Source organism: Microcoleus sp. MOSTC5 (assembly GCF_036701825.1).
Classification (GTDB): Bacteria; Cyanobacteriota; Cyanobacteriia; order Cyanobacteriales; family Microcoleaceae; genus Microcoleus; species Microcoleus asticus.
Genome location: NZ_JAUBRK010000033.1, coordinates 63,437 through 71,381 on the forward strand (window position 1 = coordinate 63,437; position 7,945 = coordinate 71,381).

At 45.0% G+C, this 7,945-nt stretch carries 7 protein-coding genes and 2 tRNA genes; 4 read left to right on the forward strand and 5 right to left on the reverse strand.

Annotated features, from left to right (window positions below):
* Positions 1 to 83: 83 nt before the first annotated feature.
* Positions 84 to 968: an SGNH/GDSL hydrolase family protein gene (locus QUA54_RS19155; RefSeq protein WP_333415875.1), complete on the reverse strand. Its 885-nt coding sequence runs from the start codon at positions 966 to 968 to the stop codon at positions 84 to 86.
* A gap of 527 nt (positions 969 to 1,495) precedes the next feature.
* A complete protein-coding gene (locus tag QUA54_RS19160) occupies positions 1,496 to 1,873 on the reverse strand; it encodes a Mo-dependent nitrogenase C-terminal domain-containing protein (RefSeq protein ID WP_333190862.1) in 378 nt (125 codons plus the stop codon).
* 471 nt (positions 1,874 to 2,344) lie between these two features.
* Here QUA54_RS19160 and QUA54_RS19165 point away from each other — a divergent pair, with 471 nt between their 5' ends.
* Positions 2,345 to 2,935 carry a rhomboid family intramembrane serine protease gene (locus QUA54_RS19165; protein WP_333415876.1) on the forward strand — a complete coding sequence of 197 codons (591 nt, stop codon included), beginning with the start codon at positions 2,345 to 2,347 and terminating at the stop codon, positions 2,933 to 2,935.
* A 123-nt stretch (positions 2,936 to 3,058) separates the two neighbouring features.
* Here QUA54_RS19165 and QUA54_RS19170 read toward each other — a convergent pair whose 3' ends face one another.
* A complete protein-coding gene (locus QUA54_RS19170; RefSeq protein ID WP_333415877.1) occupies positions 3,059 to 5,932 on the reverse strand; it encodes a PAS domain S-box protein in 2,874 nt (957 codons plus the stop codon).
* A 111-nt stretch (positions 5,933 to 6,043) separates the two neighbouring features.
* Between QUA54_RS19170 and QUA54_RS19175 the strand changes: the two genes are divergently transcribed.
* From QUA54_RS19175 to QUA54_RS19185, 3 genes are all read left to right on the forward strand, one after another.
* Complete coding sequence (locus tag QUA54_RS19175; protein WP_333415878.1) at positions 6,044 to 6,214, forward strand: hypothetical protein; 171 nt, start codon at positions 6,044 to 6,046, stop codon at positions 6,212 to 6,214.
* A 437-nt stretch (positions 6,215 to 6,651) separates the two neighbouring features.
* Positions 6,652 to 7,035, forward strand: a complete 384-nt coding sequence (locus tag QUA54_RS19180; RefSeq protein WP_333196611.1) for a hypothetical protein — start codon at positions 6,652 to 6,654, stop codon at positions 7,033 to 7,035.
* Between the two features lie 230 nt (positions 7,036 to 7,265).
* A complete protein-coding gene (locus tag QUA54_RS19185; RefSeq protein ID WP_333190865.1) occupies positions 7,266 to 7,454 on the forward strand; it encodes a DUF2949 domain-containing protein in 189 nt (62 codons plus the stop codon).
* A 267-nt stretch (positions 7,455 to 7,721) separates the two neighbouring features.
* Here QUA54_RS19185 and QUA54_RS19190 read toward each other — a convergent pair.
* Both QUA54_RS19190 and QUA54_RS19195 read right to left on the reverse strand, forming a co-directional pair.
* Positions 7,722 to 7,798, reverse strand: a tRNA-Met gene (locus tag QUA54_RS19190).
* Between the two features lie 74 nt (positions 7,799 to 7,872).
* Positions 7,873 to 7,945: transfer RNA gene (locus tag QUA54_RS19195), tRNA-Met, on the reverse strand.

Genomic DNA, 7,945 nt, shown 5'->3' on the forward strand with positions numbered 1-7,945 from the left:
TCTCAGGCAAAAAATCATGTCAACCTCTACGAAAAGGGAGTATCCCGATCTTGTGGCGATCGCCCGTCGGGCCTAAAAATGGTTTACCGAAACGTCCCTAATTCAGATTTAATCATCCCGCTTTCCTGCACGATCGCGGAGGCTGCTTCGCCCAAAATTTTGTGTGCGGCCGTCGTCGGATGAATGCCGTCCCAAAACAAAAATCGATCGGGACTACCACAAACACCTCCACCCGATAAACAGGCACTCGTCACATTAGTCAAGCCATATTTAGCCGGGTTTGCGATCGCTTCCCGATAAAGCGCATTAGCATCCAGAGTCGCAATCTTTAAGTCAGAATGCTGTTGACTTAATACCTTAACCGTTCGCCTCAAACCTTGATTGTGTGCTTGTGTCAATGCAGTGAGCCTTGTAGAATTAGCGCCTTTTCGCGTCGCCGGTAACTGCCCCAAATCTGGTAAATTTGCCACCAAGATATTTTTGGCACCCACACCAGCAAGAGAAGCGATCGCCTTTGCCACATTTTCAACGGGAAGCTTCGCATTATTTACCCCCTGCAAATAATCATTTGCACCCGCCCACAGTACATACAGCGCATGAGGATTTGCCTGTTTTTGGGAGTTAGTCCATGACTGAACTTGCGCTAACAAACCAGGGACAAGGCTATTGCGATCGCTGCCCGTTGTTGCACCTCCATAAGCCAAATTAGTGACTCGTTCAGGCGGCAACTTTAGGCGATCGGCAAGATACTCTACCCAAACCTTACCATTCGAGTAACGCCCTTGAAAGTAAGTCGAACGAGGCGGATATTGACCCCCGCTCGCTCGAAACACCATTCCCATATCGGAAAGACTGTCCCCAAATACATATAGTTCATTGACAGCCTCAGAACTTTGAGCTGATAGGATGAGTGCAACCATAAAAGATAAAAGCGCAATAATTACTGCAAACAACGTTTTTTTTAACACTTTTTTCAACACTTGGTATTAGTTATATGGTTAAAATATTTGATAATTTTTACCGCTAATTGCCGAGTTCGTAAATTTCAATTTTAGTATTAGTTAGATTTGTGAATGAGCTTAAATATTTGCTTCAATTACTAATCTATCAATTTTGGGAAAAATGTGGGGAATAAACCTGAACTTTAATTGCGGTTTGCCTCACTCCACTGCTCAACCTACATAGATTGATGATGTCCTTGACACTTGTCTAATGGTATCTAGCTCATAGCGCTGTGGAGGGGGCAAAACCGTATATATTTTGGGAGATTACCCAATAAAGTTAGGCAAGAGGCGAACCACGAAACTGTCGCAAACAACCACCATTGAGATAACTACCCATCACGGAATAAAAGAATTGATTGAAAGCGGATTTACTGGACGAGCAAGAAATCGATCGCACTTTAGATCCTTGAAAGCCCGCACAAAACAAAAACCCTCCCCAACAAGGATAAGGGAGGGTGAAAAGACAGTTAAAAATTTAAGTTTTTGCAGAATTAACAATAAGGAGTCACATCCTCGCCACACTCGTCAGCCAAATAACACAAAGCACGAAAGCGCAGCCCAACGATTTGCTCGTAAAGCGGATTTAACTTGCACAGCGGCGGAATGGATAATAAAGTGCGAGCGCCAAGTTTGAATTCTCGCTCAAACGGACACTGGCTAGGAATAAATTTACACAGCAACCGAGCCAACTTTTGACTTTTAATTGCAGTGTTATCAAGCCATTCTTTTAGCGGATGCAAGGGGTCAAAGTGTGGCTTTTGACCGTAAGGTTGAGAATTTGTAGCGACATTAACTGCGGTTTCTTGTTTGCTAAACCTTACCCAATTTGGTAGAGTTCGGTAGGAGACTGTATGCTCAAATACGTTCATTTTGCTCTGTTCCTCTTTGATAACGAGGTGCCAAGAACTCTTTGTAGAGCTTGTGCTATATTATCTACAATCAGTATCTACAGCATCTCGTTTTGCTTTACCGGATTGAACTTCTTAAATTAATGACTTAGGGCGAGAAAAGTAGTTCCTGATTTTTTTTTAAAGACGGTGTGCACTCTAAAAAGTGTCCTCATTTCAAGCCCAACAATTGATTGATAGGGTAAAAATTCTGTCTTCTACTTTTTAGCTTCAACCTTCGGTTGACTCTCCTTTTGTAGTTCAATTACAATTGTGACGCATCGAGGTGAATTATCCTATACGTGAAAATGCGGAACTTTTAATAAAACTTATCATATTTCTAAATAAGCTCTGCTGCAAACAACCCTGAAACCCCGCCCCAACTATCTTTGCTCGCGATCGCTCAGAAACTTCTACAATGAGAAATAATCGGTATCACCGCCCTCACAACCCATGAGTAACCCAGAAACCAAAGCTATCACCCGCGAATTGCAAAGCCACGCCGCCATTCTCGGCGGCTTCGTCTCCCTCCTCTGGATTATCGAAATTGTCGATGTATTCGTGTTCCGAGGCAGGCTGAATGCCTACGGAGTCCGCCCCCGCAGCATCGAGGGACTTCAAGGCATCCTGTTTATGCCTTTTCTGCACGGCAGTTTTGCTCACTTAGCAGCCAATACCCTCCCTTTTGTGACATTTGGTTGGTTGATAATGCTGCGAGAAATTAGCGACTTTTTTATCGTGAGTGCCGTCACGGTGCTAGTCAGCGGATTCGGAGTTTGGCTGACCGGCGCCCCCTATTCCGTTCACATTGGTGCCAGCGGATTAATCTTTGGTTATTTCGGCTTCTTGCTGCTGCGTGGCTATTTTGAACGCAGCTTTACCTCTATTTTGGTATCTTTAGTTGTCGGTTTTTTCTACGGCAGTTTAATTTGGGGAGTTTTGCCCTCGCAGCCGGGAGTTTCCTGGCAAGCGCATTTCTTTGGCTTTGTCGGCGGGGTATTAACCGCTCAATTTTTGGGGCGGCAGAAACGGCAAATTAACTAGGATTAGGAGTTATGGTGCACGGTATCATCACCGTAGTTTATTGGCCCGAACTTATCTGAAAGCGTAGGTTTTTTGTCAATAAAGCTAGTTTATTCTGTAACAATTGCATCCCGGACAGCAAGACTAACTGCTGACCAATAATTCAACCCGCGCCGGCAAGCACACTGTAAAAACCGAACCGGAACCTAACTCGCTTTGAACGTGCATATCGCCACCCATCATCACGCAAAAGTGACGGCTAATAGTCAATCCCAAACCCGTGCCGCCGTACTTGCGTGTAGTTGAGGCGTCGCCCTGCATAAAAGCTTGAAATAAATGCTGCAATTGTTCGGAGGAAATCCCAATGCCCGTATCAGCTACGCGAAAAATTATTAAGTCGGAAGGTTCTGCTATTTCTTGAGTTGTTAAGCTTTCATGTTTAACTCTTTCAATGCAGAGGGTAATAGTGCCGTTTTCCGTAAATTTAGCTGCATTGCTCAGCAGGTTGAGCAATATTTGACGAGTTTTGGTAATGTCAGCATACATCACTCCCAAATCGCTACCACAATCAACTTGAAACTTATTATAATTTTTATCTACCAAGGGTTTGACAGTAGAAACTACCTGGTCAATTAAATTAACCGGGTTGAAAGTTTCTAAGTAAAGTTCCATCCGCCCTGCTTCAATTTTAGAAATATCTAGAATGTCGCTAATTAAAGACAGCAAGTGTTTGCCCGCCATTTGAATTTTGTGCAAGTCGGGGATAAAATCTTCGCAGCCTAAATCCTCGGCGTCTTCTTTGAGCATATCGCTGTAACCAATAATCGCATTGAGGGGAGTTCGCAATTCGTGGCTCATATTCGCTAAAAAGGCGCTTTTGGCTTGGCTTGCGGCTTGAGCTATTTCCGCTACTTTTTGGAATTCTTCTGCTAATTTGCGCTGAGTAATATCTTCAGCAATACCGACGATGCGGTAAATTTCTCCGGTTTGGCTGCGGACTGGAAAAGCCCGATCGCGCACCCAGCAAACTGAACCGTCCGTTGGCGTAGCCCCCGTAGGGGATCGCACTACCCGATACTCCTCATCATAATCGCCCAGCACCTGTTTCTCAAAAGCAGCCTTGACGCGATCGAGATCCTCCGGGTGAATAGCATCCCAAAAAGCCTCCGGTTCTGACTGCAAACTCTGACAGCTCAAATTCCATATTTTCTCGCAAGCAGGGCTCACATAAACTAGCTGCTTTTGATTGGGTTCTCTAATCCAAAATACCTCATGAATATTTTCTGCCAACTGACGAAACCGCTCCTCGCTGGCCCGCAACTGCCCCACAGCACTGTGAAATTCAGTCACATCCTGAATCAGCGATGCCACCCCAATAATGCTGCCGTCAGCATCAACCAAAGTCGTATTGTACCACTCGCAAAGAATAATTTTGCCGTCCTTTGTCATGTTCTCGTTAATGCTACTAATTCCTCCTTGATTCGTTAGCAAAGTGATAGATAGTTGCCTGACATACTCCTTAGCACTTTCAGGAACTATTAGATCGACTCCGTGGCGTCCCATTGCTTCCAAGCGGTTGTATCCAAAAATTCTTTCCGCTGACAAATTCCATTCCGCTACTTCAAAGTTTAGATTCCATTCAATCGCCCCCAAAGGAGTTTGGTGAAGATGGAGAGCCAGTTTTTGCTGCGATTTTTGCAAAGAAAGAATTAATTCATTTTTGTCGGCGATCGCAGATTCTACCCGATCTTCGAGAGTAGTAAACGACTCTTCCAATTGAGCGGCCATCATATTAAAAGAGCGAGCCAGGACACCCACCTCATCCTCCCGCTCTACAGACGCCATCAAGCGGAAATCTACCGCCATCCCGTCCCATTCTCCCCGCGACAAAGCCTCCGCAGCCTTGCTCAGACGCTGAATCGGTACAACAATCCACCTAGAAGTCAGAGCGCCAATCGCCGTTGCCACCACCAAAGCACCGAAACACAGCAACACTGTGTAGCGAGTGTTGGCATTAATCCTTTCCATAAAATCGGCTTCCGGAACCGCCACCACAATCAACCAGTCGAGGCCCCTGCTGTCTAAAAGCGGCGTCACCTGTAGAAATTGCCGTTGACCGTCGATCGTAAAATCTAACTGGCGAGATCTGTCAATTTTGTGCAAATCCCCGAAGTGTTCTGTCAAATAGCGGGCGGTCGATCGAATTAGAACATTCTTGCTACTGGCTGCCACAATCCGTTTCGCAACACCATTACTAACAATAAATGGCGGTTCCAGAGTAGAATTTGCCACCAATTGCCCAGACCTTTCTACAATAAAAGTCTGTCCTGATTTGCCAATTTTTAGAGTTTCCAAGAATTGATTGAGCTTGGAAAGTGCCAAGTCAGAACCCAGAATTCCTATCAGTTTGCCATCCTCGCCATAAACTGGTTGAGCAGCCGTAATCGCTAGTTTGGGAGCGTCAAAATAATTATAAATTTTACTCCAAGTCGGTTTCCCTGCGCGCACCGGAGCTATGTACCAAGGTCGGACGCGGGGGTCGTAGTTGAGAGTAGTTTTTAATAGCTTGGTTGGTTCCTCGAACTCCGACAGCGCGTAGCTATGCAAATTATAGCCAGTAGATTGATTAGAAATCTGAACTTGCAACTTGCCGTCGTCGAGGCGTTCAACTCCAATAAAATCTTTTTTTTCGGATGCAAATTGAATGTAGCTAATTTTATCAAAAATTTTGATTTGTTTGTAGAAGTAGCGTTGCAAACTATCACTATCCTGCTCGTTCACCATGCCGAGACGGATGGCATCGAGATTGAGCTGATTGATTTGGTGTGGCGTTTCAATATAATTATTAATATGTTGCTGGATACGCGATGTGACTTCTGTCCGCAGTTGTGCGGCAACATGGTTGACGGCTATGCGCCCGTTCCGCAGCGACAGCCACCCCGTCAACCCTACAGCAGCGAAAGTCTGAAGGGCAAAAGGCACAACAAGGACGATGCGAATTGGCACTTTGCCTGACATTTTTAAAATTTGGTCGGTCAAATATCTGATTGGCATGATGAAGCAGAAATATTACGAACCCACAACATTTCAGAAAAGTAAAGCCTGACGAGGGCAAATTTTGAAGTTGAGATGGTTTTAGTAGGCAAAGTGCTGTTAAGAGTTCGGAATTTGTCGCTGGTAATTGAATTTTTAACGACTGCCACCGCCATCTTAGCGCGATCGTCCCCTTTAACAACAGGGGCGATCGAGAGGAATGCACTATTAATCCTAGGATCGCCCTACACGCTCATACTATTATAGATTTGAGATGCAAGAATTAAACAATTGGGAAAGACTGATTCTGTAAGGGTTTAGAATTTGCCAGCTTTTGGATTCTTTTTTAAACTGGTATCTGAAACGGGGTTTTATTAGCGTTTCGGCCTGCAGCAACGAACTATTTTCATGACAAAAAAACTGGTGGATACCAGTCCGTGCCTCCAGCACTAACTATTTTTCTACTCCCGACGTGCGCTAATCAAACAAACCGAGTTTTTGGTTGACTCATTCCTGAAATGACGTATTTTGGCGTTTCAACCCGGTTGCTGCGTCAGTTGTATGTTTCCGATAAGGCTATCCAAAGTTATAAGTTTTGCCGGAACTTTAATTGATATCTCCACAAGCAGCTACTTTTGATAGAGTGCAACTTAATTCCGGATGAGTACAATAAGCATAGTAGGATGCAACTAGCGGAGGCATGGATGATGAACGCAGTTATTGCTACTCTTGGCACTGCTCTTGGACTGAGTTCAATTTTTATCGGTTTGACCCCGGCGGTTCTTGCCCAACAAAGACTGCAACCAGCGCCCCAAAATTCGGAAACGACTTTATCCGGCGACTCCCTCAGGACTGTGGAGGACAGAACCGTAGACTCGGACTACCAAAACTTGATTGGTGAACCAGAAACGGCGGCTAATTCTGCTAGAAGGGAAAGCAGCTTGGGCGACACATTTCGCCTCAAAATCGATGGCCCATTGGAATTTATCACTACTCCTTCGGACGCCCAGCGTCAAGGAAATCCTTTACCTCCCAAACAAACCGACAGTGGCACAGAAGCGGGAGTTCAGCTTCAGCTAGGACTTTAGCAATTTTAAATTAATTCATTTGAAGCAAGCGATCGCGGAACCCAATTTTTGAGGGTCGGAATTATTGTGACTGCGATCGCCTTTTTTTATGAGTTTTATCACAAGTTTTGTGCCGTTTCCATCACACCACATCGCCGATTCTCAACAGAGAATTAGGACTATTAAACTTCTGATTCAGCCGGCTAAGCTACATATCTTTACAATATCGTATAAAACTGGCGGTGAAGGTGATGGGAAAGGCTCTACTGCTCGATTATTTGCGGGGGGAGTTGGCGATATCGAATTCTGCGATCGCCGTTGCTCTCCGACACGGTGAACAAGACGCCAGCCAACTGCCGATGGTTCTGTGGCAGTACGGATTAGTTACACTGGAACAGTTAAACCTGATTTTTGATTGGCTGGAAGCTCAGCCGATTTAGCCATTTAAAATCCTGAGTTGAAAAAGATGGATATCGGATTGCAGATTTTTGACAAATAAAGCTTGCACAAACGATCGATCGTCGAAAAGTATGGGGTTAAGTCTGGAAGTTGAGGATCGGTCCGATCTTTTCCTTTTGGATAAAACACAAATATCCAGTAGGGACACAGCAGTGCTGTGTCCTAATTTTTCTTACAGATAGAGGTCAGGGACGGTATAAAACAAACCCCAGCAACTTTTAGGCTGCCGGGGCTTGTCTTATTTAATTTGGTGGCGGGAAGTGGATTTGAACCACTGACCTTCGGGTTATGAGCCCGACGAGCTACCAGGCTGCTCTATCCCGCGTCGCTTTGTCTCTATCTAGTGGTTTCCAAAAACACAACCCTGAAACCTTAATGATTACAGGGTTCGCTTGAATTTGGTGGCGGGAAGTGGATTTGAACCACTGACCTTCGGGTTATGAGCCCGACGAGCTACCAGGCTGCTCTATCC

Coding starts and splice junctions, on each gene's coding strand:
- QUA54_RS19160 (WP_333190862.1), bottom strand. CDS start 1,873: ATGAACGTATTTGAGCATACAGTCTCCTACCGAACTCTACCAAATTGG.
- QUA54_RS19165 (WP_333415876.1), top strand. CDS start 2,345: ATGAGTAACCCAGAAACCAAAGCTATCACCCGCGAATTGCAAAGCCAC.
- QUA54_RS19170 (WP_333415877.1), bottom strand. CDS start 5,932: ATGTCAGGCAAAGTGCCAATTCGCATCGTCCTTGTTGTGCCTTTTGCC.
- QUA54_RS19175 (WP_333415878.1), top strand. CDS start 6,044: ATGGTTTTAGTAGGCAAAGTGCTGTTAAGAGTTCGGAATTTGTCGCTG.
- QUA54_RS19180 (WP_333196611.1), top strand. CDS start 6,652: ATGATGAACGCAGTTATTGCTACTCTTGGCACTGCTCTTGGACTGAGT.
- QUA54_RS19185 (WP_333190865.1), top strand. CDS start 7,266: ATGGGAAAGGCTCTACTGCTCGATTATTTGCGGGGGGAGTTGGCGATA.